27 protein-coding genes are annotated in these 25,038 nt (G+C 64.9%); 10 read left to right on the forward strand and 17 right to left on the reverse strand.

Features of this window, described 5'->3' with window-relative positions; translation table 11 throughout:
• Positions 1 to 52: 52 nt before the first annotated feature.
• The 3 genes from GGD90_RS08390 to GGD90_RS08400 form a co-directional block, all read right to left on the reverse strand.
• A complete protein-coding gene (locus GGD90_RS08390) occupies positions 53 to 271 on the reverse strand; it encodes a light-harvesting protein (protein WP_153116090.1) in 219 nt (72 codons plus the stop codon).
• 11 nt (positions 272 to 282) lie between these two features.
• Positions 283 to 477, reverse strand: coding sequence for a light-harvesting antenna LH1, beta subunit (gene pufB / locus GGD90_RS08395; RefSeq protein ID WP_153116091.1), 195 nt, complete (start codon positions 475 to 477; stop codon positions 283 to 285).
• Positions 478 to 893: 416 nt separating this feature from the next.
• Positions 894 to 1,568: a glutathione S-transferase gene (locus GGD90_RS08400; protein ID WP_153116092.1), complete on the reverse strand. Its 675-nt coding sequence runs from the start codon at positions 1,566 to 1,568 to the stop codon at positions 894 to 896.
• 170 nt (positions 1,569 to 1,738) lie between these two features.
• Here GGD90_RS08400 and GGD90_RS08405 point away from each other — a divergent pair, with 170 nt between their 5' ends.
• Both GGD90_RS08405 and GGD90_RS08410 read left to right on the forward strand, forming a co-directional pair.
• Complete coding sequence (locus GGD90_RS08405) at positions 1,739 to 2,203, forward strand: MarR family winged helix-turn-helix transcriptional regulator (RefSeq protein ID WP_153116093.1); 465 nt, start codon at positions 1,739 to 1,741, stop codon at positions 2,201 to 2,203.
• Entirely contained in the window at positions 2,193 to 2,648 is a 456-nt protein-coding gene (locus tag GGD90_RS08410; protein WP_153116094.1) for a hypothetical protein, read from the forward strand. Before GGD90_RS08405 ends, GGD90_RS08410 begins: the two co-directional genes overlap by 11 nt.
• A 29-nt stretch (positions 2,649 to 2,677) precedes the next feature.
• Here GGD90_RS08410 and GGD90_RS08415 read toward each other — a convergent pair whose 3' ends face one another.
• Positions 2,678 to 3,379 (reverse strand): DNA alkylation repair protein, encoded by a 702-nt coding sequence (locus tag GGD90_RS08415; RefSeq protein ID WP_153116095.1) that lies wholly within the window; start codon positions 3,377 to 3,379, stop codon positions 2,678 to 2,680.
• A gap of 157 nt (positions 3,380 to 3,536) precedes the next feature.
• Between GGD90_RS08415 and urtA the strand changes: the two genes are divergently transcribed.
• On the forward strand, positions 3,537 to 4,811 hold the full coding sequence (urtA, locus tag GGD90_RS08420) for an urea ABC transporter substrate-binding protein (protein WP_153116096.1): 1,275 nt from the start codon (positions 3,537 to 3,539) through the stop codon (positions 4,809 to 4,811).
• Positions 4,812 to 5,027: 216 nt separating this feature from the next.
• Here the strand turns inward: urtA and GGD90_RS08425 are convergent, their stop codons facing one another.
• From GGD90_RS08425 to GGD90_RS08470, 10 genes are all read right to left on the reverse strand, one after another.
• Complete coding sequence (locus tag GGD90_RS08425; protein WP_153116097.1) at positions 5,028 to 5,345, reverse strand: helix-turn-helix transcriptional regulator; 318 nt, start codon at positions 5,343 to 5,345, stop codon at positions 5,028 to 5,030.
• Positions 5,338 to 5,664 carry a type II toxin-antitoxin system RelE/ParE family toxin gene (locus GGD90_RS08430; protein WP_153116098.1) on the reverse strand — a complete coding sequence of 109 codons (327 nt, stop codon included), beginning with the start codon at positions 5,662 to 5,664 and terminating at the stop codon, positions 5,338 to 5,340. Before GGD90_RS08430 ends, GGD90_RS08425 begins: the two co-directional genes overlap by 8 nt.
• Before the next feature lie 258 nt (positions 5,665 to 5,922).
• Positions 5,923 to 8,097: a catalase/peroxidase HPI gene (katG, locus tag GGD90_RS08435; RefSeq protein ID WP_153116099.1), complete on the reverse strand. Its 2,175-nt coding sequence runs from the start codon at positions 8,095 to 8,097 to the stop codon at positions 5,923 to 5,925.
• 234 nt (positions 8,098 to 8,331) lie between these two features.
• On the reverse strand, positions 8,332 to 8,844 hold the full coding sequence (locus GGD90_RS08440) for an ureidoglycolate lyase (protein WP_153116100.1): 513 nt from the start codon (positions 8,842 to 8,844) through the stop codon (positions 8,332 to 8,334).
• Positions 8,841 to 9,863 carry an allantoicase gene (alc, locus tag GGD90_RS08445; RefSeq protein WP_153116101.1) on the reverse strand — a complete coding sequence of 341 codons (1,023 nt, stop codon included), beginning with the start codon at positions 9,861 to 9,863 and terminating at the stop codon, positions 8,841 to 8,843. The genes GGD90_RS08440 and alc overlap by 4 nt, the downstream gene beginning before the upstream one ends.
• Before the next feature lie 7 nt (positions 9,864 to 9,870).
• Positions 9,871 to 10,599 (reverse strand): amino acid ABC transporter ATP-binding protein, encoded by a 729-nt coding sequence (locus GGD90_RS08450; RefSeq protein WP_153116102.1) that lies wholly within the window; start codon positions 10,597 to 10,599, stop codon positions 9,871 to 9,873.
• A complete protein-coding gene (locus tag GGD90_RS08455; RefSeq protein ID WP_153116103.1) occupies positions 10,580 to 11,236 on the reverse strand; it encodes an amino acid ABC transporter permease in 657 nt (218 codons plus the stop codon). Before GGD90_RS08455 ends, GGD90_RS08450 begins: the two co-directional genes overlap by 20 nt.
• Positions 11,233 to 11,901 (reverse strand): amino acid ABC transporter permease, encoded by a 669-nt coding sequence (locus GGD90_RS08460; protein WP_153116104.1) that lies wholly within the window; start codon positions 11,899 to 11,901, stop codon positions 11,233 to 11,235. Before GGD90_RS08460 ends, GGD90_RS08455 begins: the two co-directional genes overlap by 4 nt.
• Positions 11,902 to 11,922: 21 nt before the next feature.
• Positions 11,923 to 12,708 (reverse strand): transporter substrate-binding domain-containing protein, encoded by a 786-nt coding sequence (locus GGD90_RS08465; RefSeq protein ID WP_153116105.1) that lies wholly within the window; start codon positions 12,706 to 12,708, stop codon positions 11,923 to 11,925.
• Positions 12,709 to 12,730: 22 nt separating this feature from the next.
• Positions 12,731 to 13,408 carry a FadR/GntR family transcriptional regulator gene (locus GGD90_RS08470; RefSeq protein WP_153116106.1) on the reverse strand — a complete coding sequence of 226 codons (678 nt, stop codon included), beginning with the start codon at positions 13,406 to 13,408 and terminating at the stop codon, positions 12,731 to 12,733.
• A gap of 347 nt (positions 13,409 to 13,755) precedes the next feature.
• Here GGD90_RS08470 and GGD90_RS08475 point away from each other — a divergent pair, with 347 nt between their 5' ends.
• A complete protein-coding gene (locus tag GGD90_RS08475) occupies positions 13,756 to 14,553 on the forward strand; it encodes an acetoacetate decarboxylase family protein (RefSeq protein WP_153116107.1) in 798 nt (265 codons plus the stop codon).
• 16 nt (positions 14,554 to 14,569) lie between these two features.
• Positions 14,570 to 15,445 (forward strand): helix-turn-helix transcriptional regulator, encoded by an 876-nt coding sequence (locus GGD90_RS08480; RefSeq protein ID WP_153116108.1) that lies wholly within the window; start codon positions 14,570 to 14,572, stop codon positions 15,443 to 15,445.
• Between the two features lie 101 nt (positions 15,446 to 15,546).
• Here GGD90_RS08480 and GGD90_RS08485 read toward each other — a convergent pair whose 3' ends face one another.
• The gene (locus GGD90_RS08485; RefSeq protein WP_221227709.1) at positions 15,547 to 17,397 is read right to left on the reverse strand and encodes a methyl-accepting chemotaxis protein; all 1,851 of its coding nucleotides are present in this window, start codon (positions 17,395 to 17,397) and stop codon (positions 15,547 to 15,549) included.
• 260 nt (positions 17,398 to 17,657) lie between these two features.
• On the opposite strand from GGD90_RS08485, the gene urtB reads away from it, so the two are divergent.
• From urtB to urtE, 4 genes are read left to right on the forward strand one after another with little or no spacing between them, the layout of a single operon-like run.
• The gene (gene urtB / locus GGD90_RS08490; protein WP_153116110.1) at positions 17,658 to 19,250 is read left to right on the forward strand and encodes an urea ABC transporter permease subunit UrtB; all 1,593 of its coding nucleotides are present in this window, start codon (positions 17,658 to 17,660) and stop codon (positions 19,248 to 19,250) included.
• Positions 19,251 to 19,258: 8 nt separating this feature from the next.
• Complete coding sequence (urtC, locus tag GGD90_RS08495) at positions 19,259 to 20,371, forward strand: urea ABC transporter permease subunit UrtC (RefSeq protein ID WP_153116111.1); 1,113 nt, start codon at positions 19,259 to 19,261, stop codon at positions 20,369 to 20,371.
• Positions 20,368 to 21,210: an urea ABC transporter ATP-binding protein UrtD gene (gene urtD, locus GGD90_RS08500; protein ID WP_153116112.1), complete on the forward strand. Its 843-nt coding sequence runs from the start codon at positions 20,368 to 20,370 to the stop codon at positions 21,208 to 21,210. The genes urtC and urtD overlap by 4 nt, the downstream gene beginning before the upstream one ends.
• 45 nt (positions 21,211 to 21,255) lie before the next feature.
• Positions 21,256 to 21,948 carry an urea ABC transporter ATP-binding subunit UrtE gene (gene urtE, locus GGD90_RS08505; RefSeq protein WP_153116113.1) on the forward strand — a complete coding sequence of 231 codons (693 nt, stop codon included), beginning with the start codon at positions 21,256 to 21,258 and terminating at the stop codon, positions 21,946 to 21,948.
• Here urtE and GGD90_RS08510 read toward each other — a convergent pair.
• The gene (locus tag GGD90_RS08510; protein ID WP_153116114.1) at positions 21,926 to 22,210 is read right to left on the reverse strand and encodes a hypothetical protein; all 285 of its coding nucleotides are present in this window, start codon (positions 22,208 to 22,210) and stop codon (positions 21,926 to 21,928) included. The two genes, urtE and GGD90_RS08510, sit on opposite strands and share 23 nt — an antisense overlap.
• Here GGD90_RS08510 and GGD90_RS08515 point away from each other — a divergent pair.
• The gene (locus GGD90_RS08515; protein WP_153116115.1) at positions 22,203 to 23,534 is read left to right on the forward strand and encodes a ferredoxin reductase family protein; all 1,332 of its coding nucleotides are present in this window, start codon (positions 22,203 to 22,205) and stop codon (positions 23,532 to 23,534) included. The two genes, GGD90_RS08510 and GGD90_RS08515, sit on opposite strands and share 8 nt — an antisense overlap.
• 25 nt (positions 23,535 to 23,559) lie before the next feature.
• On the opposite strand, the gene GGD90_RS08520 is transcribed toward GGD90_RS08515, so the two are convergent.
• Positions 23,560 to 25,035: a methyl-accepting chemotaxis protein gene (locus GGD90_RS08520; RefSeq protein ID WP_184415032.1), complete on the reverse strand. Its 1,476-nt coding sequence runs from the start codon at positions 25,033 to 25,035 to the stop codon at positions 23,560 to 23,562.
• Between the last annotated feature and the right edge of the window lie 3 nt (positions 25,036 to 25,038).

Here is a 25,038-nt window from a genome sequence, read left to right on the forward strand (position 1 = left end):
ACACACCAGGCGTGTGTTGCCGTTTGCCGGACCGGGTGCCCGGAGAGCGTGCTTACTTCGCTTCCGGAGCCGCTGCCGGGGCGATTGCTGGTGCAGCCTGCTGGACGACCGCCGGCTTGGCGAGCGGGAACTCGCTCCACCACGCTTTCAGACGACCGTCTGCGTACAGCAGCGTGTGAATCAGCACGGCGAGCAGCGCCGCGAAGAGCAGACCGATGGGGAGACCGACGGTGGGTTTGACGACCAACCAGATTTTGCCGTTTGTAGCCATGTCGATACCTCCTAGCCCAGATAAGGAAGAACGGACTGGGCAAGCAGCGCGCCGCCCTTGCCCCACGGATGTGCCGCGTAAACCAGCACGTGTGCGACCAGCGCAATGCCGACGAAAATGCGGAAGCCGTTGATGACGTAGGTGTGAAGCTCTTCAGCTTCGGCAACGGTCAGGCCTGTCGGCCAGACTTTATTAGCATCTGCCATGAAAAATACCTCCTGATAAGCCTTTCGGCTGAAATCGCGCAATTCCCGCGCGGCAAGGACATCCCCTCAAATTCACGGTGGGAGGCCGTGAAGCCTCACGCGCGATCTTTCGCGTAGTTTCCTGTGGCGGGGGCTATGCGATCTGTCACGTGTGTGTAACTGGCAGCGACAAATTAAGCTTCTTGATCGAAGCCTCAAAACACTTGTTCTTCTATCGAAATTCGCGGCTTTCTTCTAAGTAATCGCGAAAATCGGCAAGGTCGGGAAGGAGCAGGTGACAGAGCAGGGGCGCGGGCGCGCCGGCTGGTTCGCCAACGCGCCCGGCGACGGACGGTCTGCTTTGACGGCCAGCGCCGGCGCTGAAAAGGCCGGCCGCCCGGCGGCCCGGGCGCTGGCGATCCGTCTTTGTCTGGCGCCTAGTCGCGCGCGCCGCCGTACTCGCTGGCGATGCGGTCGTAGTGTTCGTGCGCCTCGGTTTCGGCCAGTGCCGCGACGTACCATTCCTGCATCGCCGGGTGCGCGAGCATGGTGTCGCGATAGGCGGCGGCGATCGGCGGCAGCGGCACGTTGTAGATGTGCAGGCGCCAAACGATAGGCGCGAACATCGCGTCGGCCACCGACAGCTCGCCGAACAGATACGGCCCGTCGCCGCTGACGAAGCTCGTTCTCGCCTCGCTCCAGATCTCGACGATGCGGTCGATGTCGCGCTGCACTTCCGGCGTTGCCGGTTTGCCCTTGAGTTTGAGCTTCAGGTTCATCGGCATCGCCGTGCGCAGGCGCACGAATCCGGCGTGCGTCTCGGCGGAAATGCTGCGCGCGCGGGCGCGCGCCCTGGCGTCGGCCGGCCACGTGCGCGGCTCGATCTCGGCAAGGTACTCGGCGATGGCGATGCTCTCCCATATCTGGAAGCCGTCGACGTGCAGGCTGGGAACGCGCGCGTTGCCGGCGAGCGGTTTCAGCGCCGCGTTGTACTCGCGCCCAGCCACCGAAACCATGTGCTCGGTGAAGGGAATGCCGAAGTGCTTCAACAGCAGCCACGGTCGCAGCGACCACGACGAGTAGTTCTTGTTGCCGATGTACAGATCGAGCATGGCGTTTCCCTTCCGCTGAAATGGGTTCAGGTGCGTGCCGCAACGGGTGTGCGGACTGATTGCTCATTATCTCGCCGGCGATTTTCGAATGGAATCATCCGAACGGTTGACAACTTGTTGTCAATAACGGAAACTGGTTTCCAATCAGTCGGGATCAAAGGAGTGTGTTCATGGAACAAGCGAAACTGTTGAGCGATACCGTGCTCGCGATCTTCCGCGCCAACGGCCGCCTGATCGCCTGGGGCGACCATTTTGCCGCAGCGCAGGCGCTGACCAGTGCGCGCTGGCAGATGCTCGGCGCGCTGGCGCTCGCCGGCGAGCCGCTGACGGCGCCGCAGATCGCCGACAGCATGGGCGTCAGCCGGCAGGGCGCGCAGAAGCAGCTCAACCTGCTGTTCGCCGACGGCCTGCTCACGCGCACGCCGAACCCGGCGCATCAGCGCTCGCCGCTCTACTGGCTGAGCGCCGCCGGGCAGCAATGCTTCAACGAGGTCGACAGCCGCTGGCGCCAACATGCGCTGAAAGTTGCCGCCAGCTTTGCGCCGGGCGAACTGGAAAGCGTGCAGCGCCTGCTCGACAAGCTCGCCAGCCTGCATCCCCCTGAAGACGCGAAAGGAGAAAACGATGCGCGCTAAATTGCACGGACTGATCGGCAGCGCAGCCTGGCTGTGCATTGCCGGCTTCTGGAGTTCGACACTGATTGCCGAACTGTTCCTTTCACCGGCGGCGGTGGTGACGGTGAAGACCAGCATCGCCTGGTCGCTGCTGGCTTTCGTGCCACTGATGATCGCCACTGCCGGCAGCGGCTTCGCGCTGGCCGCCGGACGCAGCGAACCGCTGCTTGCCGGCAAGCGCCGGCGCATGCCGCTGATCGGTGCCAACGGTCTGCTGGTGCTCGTTCCCGCCGCGCTCTATCTGCAGGCGAAGGCGGTCGCCGGTGAGTTCGACACCGCTTTCTACGTGGTGCAGGGCGTCGAACTGCTGGCCGGTGCGCTCAACCTGTGGCTGATCGGCAGGAGCCTGCGCGATGGTTTGCGCCTGCGCGCGCAGGCACGCTCGCGAGGCTTTGTCTCGGCCTGATTGCGCCTCCGGCGCCCGCCGAGCGGCGGCTACGTCGCCAGCGGCTTCGCCAGATGCTTGGCCGCCTCGCGCCGGCTGAGCGGAGAGAGCACGCTGCCGGCGCCGGCGAGAAAATCACCGACTGCTGCGGGGTCGTGCCGCGCGAAGTCGCGCAGCGCCCAGCCGATCGCCTTGCGGATGAAGAAATCAGCCGCGCCGGCCTGCGCCAGCGCGTAGCCGAACAGGCGTTCACGGTCGGTCTCGTCGCGCCAGCCGAGTTGGTGCAGCAGCGCGACGCGGCGCACCCACAGGTTGTCGTGGCGCAGCGCGGCGTCCATCGCCGCCTGGGCCGCCTGCGTCGTCAGTTCGTCACGGCGCGCGCGGCGGACGATCTTGCCGACGATGCTGGCCAACCCGTCGACGCTGTCCCACCACGATTTCTGCTGCACCAGCGCGAGCAGCGCGTCGACATCGGCGAGCCCGAGCTGCGCCTGCTGGCGCGCGAGCAGGTCGACGGCGGTGTACTGGCATTCGCGCTCGGCGTGGTCCCATAGTTCGCTGGCGGCGGCGAGCAGCTCCCCGGCGCTTTGCGGCACGCGCAGCAGCGGCGCCAACGCCTGGCGGCGCGCCGGCGTCTGGATGCCGAAGAAAACGAAGCGATTGCGCATGTACGCCTGCATCGCCAGTGCGCGCGCCGGATCGGCCAGCGGCAGCAGGGTGGCGCGTACTTCGCTGCAAAAAAGTGATTCCATTTCAATGCCCTTTCCAGACAGGCCGGCTGGCGGCGACTGCCGCTGGCCTACGCAATCTGACGTATTTTCGCCGCACGGCTCGCTCCGTAATCTGGCGCTGCACCGGACACGAAAGCCGTCCGCCACCGCCCGATCACCCACCGCCCAAGGAGCTTCCATGCGCAATCGTCGCAACTTCATCAAGGCAACCGCCCTCACCATCGCGCTGGCCGGCGCCGGCCTTGCCAGCTTTACCGCCCACGCTGCCGAAGACACGATCAAGGTCGGCGTGCTGCACTCGCTTTCCGGCACCATGGCCATTTCCGAGACCGCGCTCAAGGAAACGGTACTGATGACCATCGACGAGATCAACAAGTCCGGTGGCGTTCTCGGCAAAAAGCTCGAACCCGTCGTCGTCGACCCGGCGTCGAACTGGCCGCTGTTCGCCGAAAAGGCGCGTCAGCTGCTGTCGAAGGACAAGGTCGCCGTCACCTTCGGCTGCTGGACTTCGGTATCACGCAAGTCGGTGCTGCCAGTCTACAAGGAACTGAACGGCCTGCTCTTCTACCCGGTACAGTACGAAGGTGAAGAGCTCGAAAAGAACGTCTTCTACACCGGCGCCGCGCCCAACCAGCAGGCGATCCCGGCGGTTGAATACCTGATGAGCAAGGACGGCGGCGAGGCCAAGCGCTTCGTCCTGCTCGGCACCGACTACGTCTACCCGCGCACCACCAACAAGATCCTGCGCGCCTTCTTGAAGTCGAAGGGCGTCGCCGACGCCGACATCATGGAGGACTACACGCCTTTCGGTCATAGCGACTATCAGACGATCATCGCCAAGATCAAGAAGTTCGCCGGCGAAGGCAAGAAGACGGCGGTCATCTCGACCATCAACGGCGACTCGAACGTGCCCTTCTACAAGGAACTCGGCAACGCCGGCCTGAAGGCCACCGATGTGCCGGTCGTCGCCTTCTCGGTCGGCGAGGAAGAACTGCGCGGCGTCGACACCAAGCCGCTGGTTGGCCACCTGGCCTCGTGGAACTACTTCATGACGCTGAAGAACCCGGAGAACGCCAAGTTCGTCAAGCTCTACCAGGACTGGGCGAAGAAGCAGAAGCTGCCGAACGCCGACAAGGTCGTCACCAACGACCCGATGGAAGCGACCTACATCGGCATCCACATGTGGAAGCAGGCAGTCGAGAAGGCCAAGTCGACCGACACCGACAAGGTCATCGCCGCGATGGGCGGCCAGACCTTCAAGGCACCGTCGGGCTTCACCATCAAGATGGACGAGAAGAACCACCACCTGCACAAGCCGGTGTTCATCGGCGAAGTGCGCGCCGACGGCCAGTTCAACGTCGTCTGGAAGACGCCCGGCCCGGTCAAGGCGGCACCGTGGAGCCCGTACATCGCCGGCAACGACAAGAAGAAGGACGAGCCGGAAGTGAAGTAAGCGGCGCTCGTCGCTGCGTTAAACAGGACGGGGGCTGTGGCCCCCGTTTTTATTCTTCACCAGGACGTTGTTGTTTGCTGGTTTGCAGCTGTAATGACTGATGGCGAGCGAGCCAATCCGGACCTTGGTGCCTTTGGAAAACGGTCGCTCAATGTTCGAGGCGAGCCGCAAAGTGCAGCTTGCCGCACTTTGTCGGTTCGACCGAGGGCTTCGGCGTCATGTGGCCTTATGAGGAACAAGCTTGACCTGGAGATCGCAGCCGACAGCGGCTGCGTATTTCTTCAGCGTTGCCAATGACGGCGCGTGGCGGCCCGCCGCCTCGAGACGTGAAATCGCGCTCTTGGTGGTGCCCATGCGTTCGGCCACGGCGTCTTGGGTCATGCCCGCTTTGGCGCGAGCCTCGAGCATTTGCCCAGCCAACGCGTACTCAAGCTGAAGACTGTCGTATTCCTCGGCGAAGTCCGGGCGCTTGCTTGCGGATGCAAGGAACTCGGCGTGGTTATGAGGAACGGGTTTGTATTTCAGGTCAGCCATGCTGCACCTCCTTAAGGCGTCTGCGAGCGAGCTTCAAGTCGCTGTCAGGGGTTTGCTGCGTCTTCTTGATGAATGCGTGCAAGACAAGCACTCGCTTTCCAACCAGATAGCAGTAGAACGCTCGACCAATGCCGGTGCGACCACGTGGCCGAAGCTCGAACAGGCCATCGCCGAAGGCGCGCGAGTGTGGCAATCGAAGGCTTGGCCCGTATTCGGCCAGAAGTTCAACCAGACGGGCGTAGTCAGCGAGCACATCCACGGGCCACTCCAGGATCTCGGCGCGCACCCGTTCGTGGAAGTAGTCGATCTGGTATGTCATGCCGGATGTTAGCAAGCGCGCTAACCGCTCGCAAGGTGAACCCTATGACGCCGAACGTAGAGGTGACTATGCCATGGCGTCGACGTCAGCAAGCCGCTCCTGGCGGAAAGCATCCGTTCCGATCAACGCGATTCATCTGACGGCAGAGGCATCGCATCGTTCGCAGACGGTGCCTGCGGCAGTCTCTCTGGCGAAGGCCGATCGGGCCTTCGCCAGTGGGTTTGCGCTGATTCGCAGTGAGTTGATTCGCCGACAGCTTCAGTCCAGATCGAACCGATCCGCGTTCATCACCTTCGTCCATGCGGCGACGAAGTCGTGGACGAACTTCTCCTTGCTGTCGTCCTGCGCGTAGAACTCGGCGTAGGCGCGCAGCACCGAGTTCGAGCCGAATACCAGATCGACGCGGGTTGCCGTCCATTTGCGTGCGCCGCTCTTGCGCTCGCGGATTTCGTAGAGATTTTTGCCCACCGGCGTCCAGATGTACGCCATGTCGGTCAGCCCGACGAAGAAGTCGTTGCTGAGCACGCCGGTGCGATCGGTGAACACGCCATGCGTGGTGCCGGCGTGGTTGGTGCCGAGCATGCGCAGGCCGCCGATGAGCACGGTCATTTCCGGCGCGCTCAGTCCGAGCAGCTGCGCGCGGTCGAGCAGCAGTTCCTCGGCGCTGACGGCGTAGTCCTTGCTGAGCCAGTTGCGGAAGCCATCGGCAACGGGTTCGAGCACGGCGAATGACGCGACGTCGGTCATCTCTGGCGTGGCGTCGCCACGGCCCGGCGCGAACGGCACGCTGACGGCGAATCCCGCCGCACTGGCTGCCTGCTCGATGCCGACATTGCCGGCGAGAACGATCACGTCGGCGACGCTGGCGCCGCTGCCCGCGGCAATGCCTTCGAGAACGCCGAGCACGCGCGCCAGACGCGCCGGTTCATTGCCTTCCCAGTCCTTCTGGGGCGCTAGGCGGATGCGCGCGCCGTTGGCGCCGCCGCGCCTGTCCGATCCACGGAAGGTGCGCGCGCTGTCCCAGGCCGTCGCCACCAGATCGCCGATGGCCAGGCCGCTGGCGGCGATCTGTGCCTTGAGCGCCGCGATGTCGTAGTCCTTGCGGCCGGCCGGTACCGGGTCCTGCCAGATCAGTTCTTCCTGCGGCACGTCCGGGCCGAGGTAGCGCGCCTTTGGCCCCATGTCGCGGTGCGTCAGCTTGAACCAGGCGCGGGCGAAGACTTCCGAGAAGTACGCCGGGTCCTGGTGGAAGCGCTCGGAGATCGCCCGGTACGCCGGGTCCATCTTCATCGCCATGTCGGCGTCGGTCATGATCGGGTTGTAGCGGATCGACGGGTCTTCGACATCGACCGGCTTGTCCTCTTCGGCGATGCTCACCGGTTCCCACTGCCAGGCGCCGGCCGGGCTCTTGCGCAGTTCCCAGTCGTGCTTGAGCAGCATGTCGAAGTAGCCGCCGTCCCACTGCGTCGGATGCGTCGTCCACGCGCCTTCGATGCCGCTGGTGACAGTGTTTCGGCCGATACCGCGGCCGCTGTGGTTGTTCCAGCCCAGCCCCTGTTCGTGCACGTCGGCGGCTTCGGGCGCCGGGCCCAGATTGGCGGCGTCGCCATTGCCGTGGCACTTGCCGACGGTGTGACCGCCAGCCGTCAACGCGACGGTTTCCTCGTCGTTCATCGCCATGCGCGCGAAGGTCTCGCGCACGTCGCGAGCGGTCCGCAGCGGGTTGGGCTGGCCGTCGACGCCCTCGGGGTTCACGTAGATCAGCCCCATCATCACCGCGGCGAGCGGGTTTTCCAGATCGCGCTCGCCGGAGTAGCGGCTGTTCTCACTGCCGCTCGGGGCCAGCCATTCCTTCTCGGAACCCCAGTAAATGTCCTTTTCCGGGTGCCAGATGTCTTCACGACCAAAAGCGAAGCCGAAGGTCTTCAGCCCCATCGACTCGTAGGCCATGGTGCCGGCGAGGATGATCAGGTCGGCCCAGCTCAGCTGGTTGCCATACTTTTTCTTGATCGGCCAGAGCAGGCGCCGCGCCTTGTCGAGGTTCACGTTGTCGGGCCAGGAGTTGAGCGGCGCGAAACGCTGGTTGCCGCGGCCGCCGCCGCCCCGGCCGTCGGCGATGCGGTAGGTGCCCGCCGAATGCCAGGCCATGCGGATCATCAGCCCGCCGTAGTGCCCCCAGTCGGCCGGCCACCAGTCCTGGCTGTCGGTCATCAGGGCGCGCAGGTCTTTCTTCAACGCGTCGACGTCGAGTTTTTTCAACTCCTGGCGGTAGTTGAATTCAGCGCCCAGCGGACTGGTCTTCCGGTCGTGCTGGTGCAGGATGTCGAGATTCAGGGCCTTCGGCCACCATGGCATGGTGGCCGAAGCGGCCGAGGTGGCGGCACCGTGCATGACCGGACACTTGCCGGCTGTACTTGCGTTTGGGTTGTCCATGGTTCTGCTCTCCGTGGGGTGGGACGTCGATGGAAACGGCAAACCCAGTATTGGCGAGAGCAGTCGCGCACGCAAATTGATTGACTGAATGCTGTCTATAGGTCGCCACTATCGGGCGATCGTGGCATCGGCAGGATGTCCGGTCAGTGCGCATGCGCACTGACTGCGGGACCTCTGGCGGCTGGCCGGCATCGCTCAGCAGTTGCAACGCCGGCGCGCCGGGAGTGGTTGTGCTCAGAGGGCGATGCCAAGCCCCCAGGACGACAGGTCGATTTCCTCGCAGTTAGGGCCCGGGCCAAGCCGGTCGGCAACAAGAAAATCGCCGGCGCCAAGGGAGAGCAGCGGATGGTGCCAGACGCCGCTGCGGAAATTGATTCCCTGGCAGCCATTGCTGACGAAGACCCGCAAGCTCTCCGCGGCCTGACGGGCTGATCCCGGTGCCTGTTCGGCGACGACGACGACGAAAGCCTGTCCGTTCAATGGCATGAAAGCCTGCGAGCCGCGCGGGTGGCGCTCCAGACAGCTCAGCGTCAATGGCGTCCGCTGCGCGTTGGCGCGAAAGATACTCAGCGCCAGCCGTCCGTCCGTGTCGGCTTCAAGTTGTGCAAGGTCGCTAAAGCGCTGGCTGCTGCCCGCGTTGATTGCGTAGCTTGCGTGGCCGCTGCATTCGATCACCTGGCCGAATGGTGCGAAGGCTTTGGCACACAGAGGCAGCGCCGGCAGCAACTGTAGTTTGTCGCTGCTCATCTTCGCGCGACCTCGCCCCAAAGACGTAGCCGTGAGACGCCGCCATCGGGATGCAGGTTGAGCCGGACATGGGTGACGTGGCCCAGCGCGGCCACGTCATCGCGGAAAACATGAATATGGTCGGCCTGCAATTTCATTTCCGGCAGCAGCGTTGGCCAGAACTGCGCCTGCGCGACCAGCGCCTGCTCGCTCTGGCCGGGCGCGTGGCCGGCCTGCAACGAGCAGCGGTCGGGGAAATTGCCCTTGAAGTGCGCGGTGTCGATCTCGATACGGCGGATCGTTCCGGGCTGGCCGAGCGCGATGATGCACCAGTCGAAGCCGGGTTCGCGACGGCGCCGGGTTTCCCAGCCCTCGCCTATGTCGGCGCCGCGGCCGGGCAGCAGCAGGTTGCTGGCAGCGCCGAAATGCGCGTCGTTCCAGGCGACCGGATAGCCACCGTTCAGGGCGGCAGCAAGATCGACCAGACCGTCGCCGGCCAGCGTCGGCGCGCCGGCCGGACGGCCATAGACGCGTAGCCGTGCAACGCCGCCGTCGGGGAGGATGTTTAGGCGGACGTGGCTGATACAGAGCGGGCTGGCGAGCGCGATCAGGTGGTGCTGGTTGCCGCCGAGCGGCGTCGGCGGCAGCAGCGGCAGCCAGCTCTCGGCCAGCGCCGGGTCGCGGCCTTCGGGGCAGCCATCGAGCGCGGCGGCCGGCGGGTAATTGCCGGTGAAGAAGCTGGTGTCGATATCGACGCCGGCAAGGCAAGCGGGCCGCGCCAGCCGGACGACGCACCAGTCGTGCCCGGGACCGCGCTTGCGCCGCGATTCCCAGCCGTCCATCCACTTGCCGTTGGCGTCGTACTTGCCGGGAACGAAGATCGCCGGCTGCGGCTGCAGCAGGCGTGCCATCGGTGCGAAGAAATCATCGGAACAGGCGACGGTTTCGGCGCCCAGACGCGGGTCGGCGAGGTTGATCTGTTGCGCGGCCCAGGCCGGCAGTTCGGCAGCAGGCGCCGTAAGAATCGCGGATTGATCCATGGTGCACTCAGTTGATCGAGCCGATGAAGCTGGCGAGTTCTGGGGTCTGCGGGTTGGCGAACAGCGTCTGCGGATCGCCGGACTCGTGGATGCGGCCCTGGTACATGAACACCAGCTTGTCGCCAACCTCGCGCGCGAAGCGCATCTCGTGCGTCACCATGATCAGCGTGATGCCTTCGGCGGCGAGATTCCTGACCACCGCCAGCACCTCATTGACCAGTTCCGGGTCGAGCGCCGAGGTGATCTCGTCGCAGAGCAGCACGCGCGGCTGCATGGCAAGCGCGCGGGCGATGGCGACGCGCTGCTGCTGGCCGCCGGAAAGCTGGTCCGGGTAGGCATCGAACTTGTCCTGCAGGCCGACCTTGAGCAGCATCGCCTTGGCCAGATCGACCGCGTCCTGCTCGGGCATCTTCTTGACGATGCGGGTGGCGAGCATGACGTTCTGGCCGGCGCTCAGGTGCGGAAACAGGTTGAATTGCTGGAAGACCATGCCCACCTTCTGGCGCAGCGCGCGCAGATCGGTTTCGTGCGGATGGATGCGTTCGCCGTCGACCTCGATGCGCCCCTCGTCGAAGCTCTCCAGACCGTTGATCGTGCGCAGCAGCGTGCTCTTGCCCGAACCGCTGCGACCGATCAGCGCGATCACCTGGCCTTCCTCGATGTCGAGGTCGATGCCTTTCAGGACGTGATTGCTGCCGAAATGCTTGTGCAGGGCGTCAATGTGCACGAGAGCCATGGATTTTCCTTTCGAGAACTCGGGAATACGCGGAAAGCGGGTAGCACAGGGCGAAATAGCCGAGCGCCACGAGGCCGAAGACGAGGAAGGGCTGGAAGGTCGCGTTGGCCAGCATCGACCCGGTCTTGGTCAGTTCGACAAAGCCGATGATCGAGGTCACCGCCGTGCCCTTGACCACCTGCACCGAGAAGCCGACCGTCGGCGCGATGGCGATGCGCAGCGCCTGCGGCAGGATGACGTGGCGCATCTGCTCGACGTGCGTCAGCGCCAGGCTGGCCGACGCCTCCCACTGGCCTTTCGGCACCGATTCGACGCAGCCGCGCCAGATTTCACCAAGGTAGGCGCTGGTGAACAGCGTCAGCCCGAGCGCGGCGGCGATCCACGGCGAGACTTCCAGGCCGATCAGGCTGCCGCCGAAGAAGATGATGAACAGCTGCATGAGCAGCGGCGTTCCCTGAAACACCTCGATGTAGGCCTGCGCCAGCCGGCGCGGCAGCGGGTTCTTGGCGATGCGCGCGAAGAGCAGGATCAGCCCGGCGATACCACCAAGCACGAAAGCCGTCAGCGACAGCCCCAGCGTCCACGCGGCGCCTTCGAGCAGGTTGCGGATGATCGCCGAGAGAGCGATTTCGTTCATCTTGCCCTCCTGCCGAGCAGGCGCAGGCCGGCCTGTGTCAGCAACTGGCGGACGGCGACGGCAAGCACGAAATAGATCACGGTGACGATGAAGTAGGTTTCGAAGGCGCGGAAGTTGCGCGACTGGATGAAATTGGCGGCGAAGGTCAGTTCCTCGGCGGCGATCTGCGAGCAGACCGAGGTGCCGAGCATGACGATCACCATCTGGCTGCAGATCGCCGGCCAGACCTTGGCCAGCGCCGGCGGCAGGACGACATGGCGGAATATCTGTGGCCGCGTCATCGCCAGCGATTCCGCCGCCTCGATCTGGCCGCGCGGCGTCGCCTCGATGCCGGCGCGGACGATCTCGGTGGTGTAAGCGCCGAGGTTGATGATGACGGCGAGGATTGCCGCCTGCCACTCATCGAGCCTGAAGCCGAGCGAGGGAAGCCCGAAATAGATGAAGAACAGCTGGATCAGGAAGGGCGTATTGCGGATCAGTTCGACATAGACGGCAAAGATGCGGTCGAAGGGTTTGATCTGCCAGGCGCGGCTGACCGCGCCGAGGATACCGATGCCCAGGCCGGCGACCGCACCGACGGTAGTCAGCAGCAGGGTGTGGGCTGTCCCCGCCAGCAGTACGCTGCTGTAATCGAAGACAGCGACAAAGTCGAATTGGTAACTCATCGGAATCCCGGCGCGTGTCGATTAAAGGTTGGCGGGCAGCGGAACCTGCAACCAGCGCAGCGACATCTGGCTCAGGCGGCCGTCCTTCTTGGCCTTGGCGATGATTTCGTTAACCTTCGCCTGCATCGCCGCCTCGCCCTTGGCGACGCCGACGTAACAGGGGGTGTCCTCGACGGGGAACTTGGCCGACAGGCGGCGCAGCTTGGTCATCGCGTTGACCGAGTTGGCAACGATGTTGCCGAGCGTCACCAACTGCACCTGACCGGTGAGGTAGGAAGAGATCGTCGCGTTGTTGTCCTCGAAGCGCTTGATCACGGTGCTGGCCGGCGCCAGTTTGGTCAGCGCCAGATCCTCGGTCGAGCCGCGGGTGACGCCGACCACCTTGCCAGCGAGGTCGGCCGGCTGGGCGATCCTGGCGTCTTCCGGACCGAAGACGCTCTTCACGAAGGGCACGTAGGGCGCGGAGAAGTCGATCACCTTCTCGCGTTCGGCATTCTTGCCCAGGCTGGAGATGACCAGATCGGCCTTGCCGGTGGTCAGGTAGGGAATGCGGTTGGTGCTGGTGACCGGAATCAGTTCGACCTTGACCTTGAGTTCGTGGGCAATCAGGTTGGCCATGTCGATATCGTAGCCCTGCAACTTGAGGTCGCCGCCGAGCGAGCCGAATGGCGGGAAATCCTGGGGAATGGCGATGCGCACGACGCCGCTCTTTTCGACGTTGCTCAGCGTGTCGGCGTGAGCCAGGCCGAGGCCGGAAGCCAGAACGGTGGCGGCGAGAAGCGTTTTGAGGAATTGACGTTTTTGCATGGTGCGACTCCTGGACGGGCAATTACGGTTGAAGGAAGCGGATGCCGACCCGGCCGGCGGCCGAGAGCAGGTGCTGCTGCATGGCCTTGCGCGCGGCGGCGGCGTTGCCGGCGGCGACGGCGGCGAGAATCACGTTGTGTTCGTCGGCCGGTTGCCAGATATGGCTGCGATCGGCGAAAGGCAGGCGCAGGCTGTAGGCCAGCTGGGCCTGGAAGTGCCGGGTCATTGCCGCCAGCGCCGGGTTGCCGGAAAACTCGGCCAGCGCCAAGTGGAAGCGCAGGTCGCACTCGGCGGCGGTGACGAGGTCGCTGGCCCTGAGCGCACGTTGCATCTCGGCCATGCACTCGCGCAGGGCATCGAGGCCTTCGGCATTGCGCTGGCGCGCGGCCAGCGCGGTATTGGCCGGTTCGATGACGAAGCGCATCTGGAAAATGGCGTCCGGTGGCATCGCGCTCGGGCCGGCCGGCAGGTCGGCCACCTTGACCTGGCTGCCGGCAGTGACGAACACCCCCTTGCCGGGCGCCGAACGCAACAGGCCGAGCGCTTCGAGCGTGGAGATCGCTTCGCGCAGCGAGGCTCGGCTGATGCCGAGGCTTTCAGCCAGCTCGCGCTGGCCGGGAAGCGCCGTGCCGGTGGCATAGTGACCCTCGAGAATGCGACGTTGCAGGGTTTGGGCGGCGATGTTGGAAACGCTGGGCATGGTATTTAACAGTTCAGACCGGTCAGACCAGATGAGGACTGTTTAGCGGTTTTCGTGCCAGGGTTGTTTTTGGTGTGGGTTGCTGTCTAACGATATGACTTTTATAGACTTTTGTCTGTCTCGTTGGGAACTGTCGCGATGTCGGCAATGCCCCAATCTGGGGAGTGGAGGCGACAACAGATGCCATGACGGTGCATGCTGCGGCTGGCAGACCCGGTGTGTGCAATCCCCGTAGAGGACCGCGGCAAGCCGCCGGTTCGATCTCTCCCGGCGAGTGATGACACGCCTCCGCGCCCCGTTCACCAGCGTTCTATCGCCGCCGCCAACGCCTCCCGATAATCCGGGTCATGACGACATCGACCTGGATCAACCGCGGTTTCACCGCACCTTTCACCGCCACCGGAATCAGCGCGCTGGTGCCGCCGCCGCCGTGGCACTACGCCGGCTGGCTGCTCAACGTCGCTTTCTCGTTTGCGCCTGAGTGCGCCTGGCCGCTGCTGCCGCCTGCGCTCGGCCGGGTAGTCGGCCGCGGCTGCGTACACTTCGCCGACTGGCAGGCATGTACCGACGGCCACGAACTGCTCGATCCGGTTCTTGCGCAATACCGCGAGACGATCGTCGTGCTCGAGATCGAGCGCCCGGACGGCAGCCATTGCATGTATTGCCCGGCGATCTGGGTCGATCAGGACATCTCCTTGCTGCGCGGCCTGCTGCAGGGCTGGCCGAAGAAGATCGGCAGCACATATCTCACGCGCAGCCTGCCGCTGGCGCATCCGGCGGCAGCGCCGCTGCGCGTCGGAACGCGGCTCGGCGCCAGCCTTGCGGTGAAAGAACGGCGACTGATCGACGCGCAGGCGACGCTCTCGGGAGAGAATGGCAAGCCGCTCGGCTTCCTGTCGCTGCCGACGCTCGGTGCCGTCGGCTGGGCCGACCTGCGCCGGCCGCAGCAGATGCCCGAGCCGCTGCTCGTGCGGCCCGACATCCGCGACCGAGTGCACAGCGACTGGCACGCGGCGACGGCGACGCTGCAGCTCCATCCGCATCCGGGCGAAGATATCGGCTGCCTCGGCGACATCGAGGCGGGCGAGGCCTCGGCCGGCTGGGTGGGGATCACCGTCGCCGGCGCGCGGGACGCTGACGGATAAACACCCGCTGCACGCATTGGCCGGCAGCGACGGCAGGCGAGAGGGAATTCGCGGCGACACCATCCAGGGCGACACCATGCAGCAGCCATCGACAAGCCTCGAAGCTGGCGCCTTGCCGCGTTCGCCATTGCGCTCGCAGGTCCGGCGCTGGTCGCTGCCGGCGCTCGAACAGGTGCATCACCGCCGTCCGGGGCAGGAGTGGATTCCGCACTGGCACGGCGAATGGTCGATCGGCGCGATCGTGCACGGCGAGTGCCTGTGCAGCATCGCCGGGGCGCCGATCCGCGCCGTCGCCGGCGATGTTCTCGCCATCGCACCGCAGACCGTGCATACCGGCGCGCTGACGCCAGCCGGTGGTGTCGGCGAGGTCTTCGTCGTCATGCTCTATGTCGCCGACGCGTGGTTCGCCGCGAACGATCTGTTGCCGCCCCTTGCGAGCGGCTTCCGGCATCTGCCGGCTTTGGCCGCGGCCGCGGCCAATCTGTCGTCGCTGGCCGAGGTGGAACTCTGGTTGTGCCGCGCCTTGCCGGCGATCGCCGAGCACTCGCCCGCCGCGGCGCCGACGCGCGCACCGACGCCGGCGGCGCGACAGATACTCGCTGCGCTGCAGTCGGCCGTCGACGCCGGCCCGCTGTCGATCGGCGAACTCGCCGCACACTGCGCCATCAGCCGCGAGCGCCTGCATCGCGTCATCCGCCGCTGGACCGGCATGAGTCCGAGCGCCTACCTGCGCGCGCTGCGCGTGCACAAGGCGCGCGAGATGCTGTTCGCCGGCGATTCGCTGGCGACCATCGCGGCGGTCTGCGGCTTTGCCGATCAGGCGCATTTCACGCGCGCCTTCCGCCAGTCCTTCGGCTACACGCCGGGCGATCTGCTCGCCGCGGCGCGCTGAAGCCGGATGGAGGCGAAGCCAGCGGTAAACGTTAAACGGGGGCGGTAGCCCCCGTTGTTCTCTCGCGCTCTGCGGCCTTGCCAGAACTTTGCGCGCTGCCGTCAGACGCGGAATTTGTCCATCAGCACCTGCAGATTCTGGGCGAGGCCGCGCAGTTTCTCCGTTTCGGCCCGCGTTTCCTGGATTGACGCATCCGAACTCTCGGTCATCTCATGAATGCGTTCGATATTGCGGGCGATTTCGTGACTGCTCGTCGACTGCTCGGCGGTTGCCGAGGCGATCGAAGTCAGTGCGTTTTCGACCGCCAGGCCGCTCTGCTCGATGTGCTCGATTGATCCGGAAACGGCTCTCGATTTCTCGACGCCGCGGTTAACCTGCTGCACGGCGGTTTCCATGCTGCTGACGGCGGCCTGGGTTGCTTCCTGAATCAGCTGGATCATGCTGCCGATCTCAATCGTCGAGGTGGCGGTACGTTCGGCGAGTTTCCTGACTTCGTCGGCGACGACAGCAAAGCCCCTGCCCTGTTCGCCCGCCCGTGCCGCCTCGATCGCCGCATTCAGTGCCAGCAGGTTGGTCTGATCGGCAATTTCCTTGATCACGCCGACGATGTTGTTGATTTCCAGCGACCGACTGTCCATTCCCTTGAGCACGGTCCCCAGTTGCTCGACGGTCTGCGCGATCAGCGCAATTTCCGCGGAGCTTTCGCGCACGTCGACGACGAGTCGTTGCGAAATGCGGCTGGATTCTTGGGTCAGTTTTTCGGCGTTACGCGCCGACTCGGCGATTTGACTGACGCTTGCCGTCATTTCCTCAACCGCTGCCGCAGTGGCGCTGGCAAAGCTCGCCTGTTGTTTGGAACCCGTGCTGATCTGCTCGGTTTCCTTGCCGAGCAGATCAATCCCGTCGAGCAGTTGTACCGAATTGCCTTTGACGTCGGCAACCATGCCGCGCAAGGTTGCCAGAAAGCGGTTGAAAGAATCCTTGGTCTGGCCGACTTCGTCCTTGCTGTCGACGATGAGGCTGGCGGTCAGGTCGCCGCTTCCCTTTGACATGTTGTGCATGGCATCGCGCAGCAGCGTCATCCCGCTCAGCATTCGCGAGACACCGAACGAAGTGACGAAGAAGCCCAGGACGAGGCCGATCGCCATGAGTGTGAGCATGCCGTACAACAGGCGACTGATCGCGGCGGTAGCCTTTGCTTCCGGAACAACGACGCCAAGCAGCCAGCCGGTCTTGCCAACGGGGAAAAGCGCGGTCAAGGCCGTTTCTCCCGCGAGCGCAGCGCGGCTGATGCTGCCGTCCTTGGCGGCGCTCGCCAGATCAAAGCCGGGCAATACGTCGGCGATTTTTTTCAGTCCCGAATCCTTCTCCGGGTGGGCGATGACCTGGCCGTCCTGGGTGATCAGGAATGCGTAGCCATCGCCGGGAAGCTTGGAGGCGACGATCTCGTCGACCACCCGCTTCAGCGTCACATCGCCGCCGGCGATTGCCAGCACATTGCCCTGGTCGCGTAGTGCCTTGGCAAAAGTGATGACTGGCTGCTTTGTTGCCGCGTCGATGTAAGGCGGCGAAGCGATGGCGTCCGCCGCTGCCGCTGCCGCGACATACCACGGTCGTACTGTCGGGTCGTAGCCGGGCGGGACAGGCGTGGCTTGCGAAAACTGGGTCATCGTCTTGTCAGGCTGGCCGATGTACATGTCGTCGAAGCCACCAGCATCCTTTGCCTGGTCGAGAACGGGTTTGAGCTCGCTTTTCCCGAAACGCTCGAGCGTCGATCCGACGATCGCCTGACGGGACGACACCCATTCCGTAACGAAACTCACCTTCGCAGCCGCCGCCAGATTGATCTGGTCATTGATCGACTCGCTCAATGCCTCCTTCAGCTTCCAGTAGGCGACCCCACAGAGCAGTGACGACACGAGAGCGATCACGATGAGGACAAACGCGATCATTCTGACTTTCAGCGAACCAAGCATCTGAATTTCCTTTCATGCCTATCCAACGCCAGAGATGTCCTGCTCTTCCTCCACCTGTGCTGCAAGTGTTTCCGATTTTACGGTACGGAGTTTACGTTCTGAAGAATTGTTAAGCTCGCCCACGCCCGCAGCGCTGTCTGAAGCTCCGCCGCCCCTACGCAATTCGCCGTATTCCCCGGTTTCGCCCCCGTCCGTACTCTGGCATCCGCGCTGCACCTATTGCGGACGGACTTTTCATGACCAGATCAACCACGCTTTTCCTGCTAGCCGTTCTCGCACTTACCGCCTCGCTGCCGGCGCAGGCGGCGCTCGACGCGACGCAGGTTCGCGCGCTTGCGGCCGAGGATTCGAGCGACAAGGTCGTCGCCATCCGCCAGCTGACGCAGACCGCCGACCCTGATGCCCTGCGCGTACTCAAGGCGATGTCGGAAGACAATCTCTACCTCGCCGGCGAGCGCGCGGTGATCATCGACGGCGAGCGCGCCTTCGACGCAGCCAGCGGCGAGGCGATCAAGATGCCGGCGTCGCCAGAATCGGTGACGGTGAATAACCGCATCCGCGGCGAACTCGCCGGCGCGCTGGCGGCGCTGAAACTCTTCGACGCCGAGCGCGACGTGCGCTTCGCCTCGGCGCAGAAGCTGCAAAGCAAGGTCTCGGCCGACATGGCGCCGCTGCTGGCGCGCGCCTTGGAAAAGGAGAGCGACGGCGAAATCCGCGCGCTGCTCACCCTGGCGCACGCGCAGGCCAGCCTTGGCAACGCCGACCCGGCGGTGCGCCTCGGCGCCGTGCGCGCTCTGGCCGAAACCACCTCGCCGGCGATCAAGGCGGTGCTGCTGCCGCTCACCGAAAAGGCCGGCGAACCCGACGACCGCGTGCGCTACGAAGCGATCGCCGCGGTGAAGTCGATCGACGGACGGCTGGCGCTCGCCGAAAACGCCGGCCGCATCTTTTCCGGCCTGTCGCTCGGCAGCATCCTGCTGCTCGCTGCGCTCGGGCTGGCGATCACCTACGGCGTCATGGGCGTGATCAACATGGCGCACGGCGAATTGCTGATGATCGGCGCCTACTCGACCTACGCTGTGCAGACGCTGTTCCGCAACTACTTTCCAGAGGCCATCGACTGGTATCTGCCGGCGGCGATCCCGGTCGCTTTCTTCGTCGCCGCCGCCGTCGGCGTGCTGATGGAGCGCACGGTCATCCGCTGGCTGTACGGACGCACGCTGGAAACGCTGCTCGCCACCTGGGGCATCTCGCTGGTGCTGATCCAGGCGGCGCGCGTGCTCTTCGGCGCGCAGAACGTCGAGGTTGCCAACCCGAGCTGGATGTCGGGCGGCATCGAACTGCTGCCCAACCTGATGCTGCCGTGGAACCGCATCGTCATCGTCGGCTTCGCGCTGTTCGTGCTGCTCTTGGTGTGGGGGCTGATGAACAAGACGCGGCTCGGCATGTTCGTGCGCGCCGTGACACAGAACCGTGCCATGGCCGGCTGTGTCGGCGTGCCGACGGCGCGCATCGACACGCTTGCCTTCGCGCTCGGCGCCGGCATCGCCGGCCTGGGCGGCGTCGCGCTGTCGCAGATTTCCAACGTCGGCCCGGACATGGGGCAGGGCTACATCGTCGATTCGTTCATGGTCGTCGTCCTCGGCGGCGTCGGTCAGCTCGCCGGCACGGTGTGGGCGGCGCTGGGCTTGGGCATCGTTTCCAAGCTGCTCGAAGGCTGGGTCGGCGCGGTGATCGCCAAGATCGCCGTTCTCGTCTTCATCATCGTCTTCATCCAGAAGCGTCCGCAGGGCATCTTCGCCCTCAAGGGCCGCTTCGTCGATAACTGAGAACAGCCATGCGTACCCCGCTTTCCGTCCGCTTCCTCTCGGCGCTCGACACCAAAGGCTGGCTGGTGCTCGGCGTCTTCCTGACGCTCACGCTGCTCGTCGTGCCGCTGCTCAACCTCGCCGTTCCCGAAGACTCGGCCTTCCACGTCTCGGCCTACTTCATCACGCTGATCGGCAAGATCATGTGCTACGCGCTGGTGGCGGTGGCGATGGATCTGATCTGGGGCTTCGGCGGCATCCTCTCGCTCGGCCACGGGCTGTTCTTCGCGCTCGGCGGCTACGCCTTCGGCATGTACCTGATGCGCCAGATCGGCCGCGATGGCAGCTACGGCGCCGATCTGCCCGACTTCATGATCTTCCTCGACTGGAAGGAGCTGCCCTGGTTCTGGTTCGGCAGCGACAGCTTCGGCTGGGCCATGCTGCTGGTTGTGCTGGTGCCGGCGCTGGTGGCTTTCGTCTTCGGCTACTTCGCCTTCCGCTCGCGCATCAAGGGCGTCTATTTCTCGATCATCACGCAGGCGCTCACTTACGCGGCGATGCTGCTCTTCTTCCGCAACGAAACGGGCTTTGGCGGCAACAACGGCTTCACCGACTTCAAGCGCATCCTCGGCTATTCGATCACCGCGCCGGAAACGCGGCTGGTGCTCTTCGGCCTCACTGCGCTGGCGCTGGCGGCGACGCTGGTGTTCGCCGCCTGGCTGGTCAAGTCGAAGTTCGGCCGCGTGCTGACGGCGATCCGCGACGCCGAATCGCGCGTCATGTTCATCGGCTACAACCCGCTCTGGTACAAGCTGACCATCTGGGTGATCTCGGCCGTGCTCTGCGGCATCGCCGGCGCGCTCTACGTGCCGCAGGTCGGCATCATCAACCCGGGCGAAATGTCGACGGCCAACTCGATCGAGATCGCCATCTGGGTCGCGGTCGGCGGCCGCGGCACGCTGATCGGCCCGGTGATTGGTGCCTTCGTCGTCAATCTGGCGAAGAGCTGGTTTACCGTCAGCTTCCCCGAATACTGGCTGTTCTTCTTGGGCTTGCTGTTCATCATCGTCACGCTGTTCCTGCCGCAGGGGCTGGTCGGACTGTGGAAGAAATTTGCCGCACGCAAAGGAGTCGCCGCATGAGTCCGCTTTCCGCCAGCAAGGATCTGCTCGACGGCCGCCCCGAAGGCAGCGACGGCATCGATCAGCTCGGCCACGTCGTCACCGGCGAACTCGATCTGTCGCACGGCGTCGCGCTCTACCTCGAGGACATCACCGTCAGCTTCGACGGTTTCAAGGCGCTGAACAATCTCAATCTGGCGATCGACGCCGGCGAACTGCGCTGCATCATCGGCCCCAACGGCGCCGGCAAGACGACGATGATGGACGTCATCACCGGCAAGACGCGCCCCGATTCGGGCAAGGCTTTCTTCGGCCAGAGCATCGACCTCACGCGTTTGTCCGAACCCGAGATCGCCCACGCCGGCATCGGCCGCAAGTTCCAGAAGCCGACGATCTTCGAGCAGCACAGTGTTTTCGAGAACCTCGAACTGGCGATGAAGACCGACAAGCGCGTCTGGAAAAGCCTGCTCGCCTGGCTTTCCGGCGAGCAGCGCGACCGCATCGCCGACACGCTGAAGCTGATCCGGCTGAACGGCGAGGCCGACCGCCCGGCCGGGCTGCTCTCGCACGGGCAGAAGCAGTGGCTGGAGATCGGCATGCTGCTGATGCAGGAACCGAAGCTGCTGCTGCTCGACGAGCCCGTCGCCGGCATGACCGACGACGAGACGATGCGCACCGCTGAACTGTTTGTCTCGCTCGCCGGCAAGCACTCGCTGGTCGTCGTCGAGCACGACATGGCTTTCGTCGAACGCCTCGGCGGCAAGGTCACCGTGCTGCACGAAGGATCGGTGCTCGCCGAAGGCGACCTCGCCACGGTGCAGAACGACCCGCGCGTCATCGAAGTCTATCTCGGCCGCTGACAGCGCAGGCCCCGCAGAAACCCAGCCGACATCCAGGAAAACAGCATGCTCAGCGTCGATAACCTCCATCAGGCCTATGGCGGCAGCCACATCCTGCGCGGCCTCTCCTTCGAAGTCGAAACTGGCAAGGTCACCACGCTGCTCGGGCGCAACGGCGTCGGCAAGACGACGCTGCTCAAATCGCTGATGGGGCTGGTCAAGACGAAATCGGGCAGCATCACGCTCAATGGCCAGGACATCACGCACGCGCCGCCGCACCTGCGCGTCGCCGCCGGCATCGGCTACGTGCCGCAAGGGCGCGAAATCTTTCCACGCCTGACCGTCGAGGAAAACCTGCTCATGGGGCTGGCGACCAAGCCGGGCAAGACGCCGATTCCGCCGCGCATCTTCGAGATGTTCCCGGTGCTGAAGCAGATGCTGCACCGGCGCGGCGGCGACCTTTCCGGCGGCCAGCAGCAACAGCTCGCCATCGGCCGCGCGCTGGCGATGGGGCCGAAACTGCTGATCCTCGACGAGCCGACCGAAGGCATCCAGCCGTCGATCATCAAGGACATCGAACGCGCCATCCGCATGCTGGCGCAGACCGGCGAAATGGCGATCCTGCTCGTCGAGCAGTACTACGACTTCGCCGAATCGCTCGCCGACCAGTACCTGCTCATGGAGCGCGGCGAATTCATCATGCGCGGCAAGGGCGCAAACATGCCGCAGGATGGCGTCAAGGCGGCGCTGGCGGTGTAAGCGTCGCTGCGGCCGGGCCGCCGTTCCAGCCGCCTTGCTGGCAGATTCGCCAGCCGCGAGTCAGCCGCTTTCGGCCGCTTCCGGCCATCGTTCGGTCGAAATATTTCGTCATTTCTCCGGTAAGTGACGAAATCTTTTGCAATGGGCGCGCGCGGAAAATGACATTGCTGTTCAGGAAACAGCGGATGCCGATCAGTGCCCACGCTGCAGGGGCGAACAAAACTCCGCCTGCATTGCAAATCGACCGAACGATCATGAACACGATTCAACGCAACTTCCTCGGCCTGCTGCTGGGCCTGAGCGCGCTGTGGGCCATCGCTGCGGCGGGCGATCTGGCGCGCGCGGCCAACTTCTTCGCCTGGCGCAACCTTCTCGTTCAATACTCGGGCGTGCTCGGCATGGGCATGATGAGCGTGGCGATGATCCTTGCCATCCGCCCGGCGTGGGTCGAAAGCCATCTCGGCGGTCTCGACAAGATGTACCGGCTGCACAAGTGGCTGGGCATCGCCGGCCTGACGCTGGCCGTCTGCCACTGGCTATCGGCCAAAGGACCGAAGTGGCTGGTTGGCTGGGGCTGGCTCGAGCGCCCGGTGCGCGGCCGGCCGCCCGAACAGAGCGTCGAACTCTTCCGCTTCTTCCAGAGCCAGCGCGGGCTGGCCGAACAGATCGGCGAATGGGCGTTCTACGTGGCGGTTGTGCTCATCGCCATCGCGCTGATCAAGCGCTTTCCCTATCGCGGGTTTTTCCAGACGCACCGCTGGCTGGCGGCGATCTATCTGCTGCTGGCGGCGCATGCGCTGATGCTGCTGAACTTTGCCTACTGGGCGTCGCCGCTTGGCATCGTCAGCGGGCTGATGCTCGGCGCCGGCTGCGTCGGTGCGGTGTTCAGCCTGTCGCGGCAGATCGGCACCGGACGCAAGGTGGCGGGAACGGTCGACAAGGTCGAGCAGCTTGCCGGCGTTGGCGTCACGGCCATCGACATCAAGCTCGACGAGCCGTGGGCGGGGCACCAGGCCGGGCAGTTTGCTTTTCTCAGCATGCACGCTGACGAGGGCGCGCATCCCTTCACCATCGCCTCGGCCTGGCAGGGCGACGGCCGGCTGCGCTTTCTCGTCAAGGCGCTCGGCGACTACACGCGCACGCTGGCGGCGCGCCTGCAGCCGGGCGACGCGGTCAGCGTCGAAGGGCCTTACGGACGTTTCAATTTCGCCGGCACGGCGCAGCGGCAGATCTGGATCGGCGGCGGCATCGGCATCGCGCCCTTCGTCGCGCGCATGCAGGCGCTGGCCAAGGAGCCCGATGGCCGTGACGTCGATCTCTTCCACTGCACCAGCGAAGTTGATGAACTGGCGCTGCAGCGGCTGGCAGCCGACGCGGCGGCTGCCGGTGTGCGCCTGCACGTGCTGATCGATGCGCGCGACGGTCGTCTCAGTGGCGAGCGCCTGCGCGCGGAAGTCCCCGACTGGCAGGCGGCCGATGTCTGGTTCTGCGGACCGGCGCCCTTTGGCGACGCCATGTGCCGCGATCTGCTGGCGCATGGCTTGCCGGCCGGGCGCTTTCATCAGGAGCTGTTCGCCATGCGCTGAGGGCGGCGGCGCCCGCCGCGCGCGTTCAGATATTGAAGCGCGCCAGCGAACGGTCCAGCGTTCGTGCTTCTTCCTCGAGGCGGCGCGCTTCTTCGGCAATGTCGGCAATCGCCGCACTCGCGTTGCTGGCCATCTGCGCGATGCTCTCGACCGTTTGCGCGATTTCATGCGTCGCCGCGCTTTGCTCGTGCAGTGAGGACGAAATGTCGCCGATGACTTCGCCGACCTTGACCGATTTGCCGGCGATCTCGTCGATGCTGCCGCCGGCATTGGCGGCGAGCGAAACGCCGGATTGAACGCGCTGCACCGCGTCGCCAATCGACACCAGCACCGACTCCTTGGCGCCGTGCATCTCGCCCATCATCTGTGCGATCTGGTCGGTGGCCGTCGTCGTATGTTCGGCGAGTTTGCGTACCTCGTCGGCGACCACCGCAAAGCCGCGGCCGAGTTCGCCGGCGCGGGCGGCTTCGATCGCCGCGTTGAGCGCCAGCAGGTTGGTCTGGTCGGCGATGCCCTTGATGATCTGCACCACCTGACCGGCTTCCTCGGCCTTGCGGCCGAGCGATTCGACCAGCGACGACGCCTGCTCGATGACGACGGCGATGCCGCTCATTTCCTGTTCGACCGTTTTCACCAGACGGCTGCCATCTTCTGCCGCTGCGCAGGAATCGTCGGAGAGCGCGCGCGCGTCCTGCGCGTTGTGCGTGATTTCGCTGATGGCGACGGTCATTTCTTCGGCGGCGGCGGCCATGCTGCTGGTCGATTCGCTCTGCTTGCCGGCGTCGTGCGCCATCGAGCTGGCCGAAGTGCTCAAACGGCCCGCCAGTTCGCGCAGGCTGTCGCCGGTCTTGCGCGCGAGTCCGAGGGTATGGCGCAGATCGTTCTGCATTCCCGCCACCGCGACCAGCAGCGGGCGTTTCTTCAGTTGTTCGTCAGCGAAGGGAAAGTCGAGGTGGCCGCCGGAAACGTGCGCCGCGAAAGCGGCGACGGTGACGCCGTCTTCCACCAGTCCTTTTAGCAGCAGGGCCATGTAGCAAAGCAGCGCGGTCTCGACGACGACGTAAAGCGCATGCACCAGCACGCGATAGATGCCGTCGACTTCCGGAAACAGATAAACGGCTGCGCCGCCGTATTGCAGCCAGGCGAAAGCGACGTGATGCACGGCGATCAGCGCGGCAGAGGCCACCAGCGGGCGCCAATCGCAGTAGAGCAGCAGGAAGGCGAGCAGCACGAAGATGCCAAAGTGTGCTTCGATCGCGCCGTGCGTCTGCTGGATGAGCAGGGCCGAGAAAATCATGAACGCACAGCCGACCGCGATGCGCGTCACCAGCGCGCCGCTGGCCGTTCGGCTGAGCAGCAGCGGCACGAGGAAGGCAGGCAGGCCGATCGAGATTGCCGCCAGCCAGGTATCGGTAAATCCCGCAGCAATCAGGCAGACGAGCAGATGAAAAGCCAGCGCACCGACGAGGAGCCGGTCGGCGCTGGCCCGGAATGCCGTCAAGCC

The organism is Rhodocyclus tenuis, from assembly GCF_014197755.1.
GTDB lineage: Bacteria > Pseudomonadota > Gammaproteobacteria > Burkholderiales > Rhodocyclaceae > Rhodocyclus > Rhodocyclus tenuis.